Here is a 218-nt window from a genome sequence, read left to right as displayed (position 1 = left end):
CTGTAAAGCCGCTGGATATGTTCCGATGTTTTTGGATATTTTATTCCTCTTTCTGATTGCTGTGCATACCATACAGACTGAACTCTGGCGATTTCTTTATGAAAATATCTTTCCAGGGAAAGATACTTTCTTCCCAGAATAAAAGCCCGGCCATTTCCGGAATCATAACAGGTCATCAGATTATGAAGTCCAGGATCAATAGATAAATAATGTCCATT

At 38.1% G+C, this 218-nt stretch carries 1 pseudogene; it reads right to left on the bottom strand.

The window, feature by feature from the left end:
• Positions 1 to 200, bottom strand: a pseudogene (locus tag GPK60_RS12765) (RNA-guided endonuclease TnpB family protein); the annotation flags it as partial.
• Positions 201 to 218 lie beyond the last annotated feature (18 nt).

Source organism: Ruminococcus sp. MCC718, assembly GCF_018783905.1.
Taxonomy (GTDB): domain Bacteria; phylum Bacillota; class Clostridia; order Lachnospirales; family Lachnospiraceae; genus Hominisplanchenecus; species Hominisplanchenecus faecis.
Note: the sequence above shows the minus strand (reverse complement) of the source record. Positions and strands in the feature narration are given on the sequence as shown.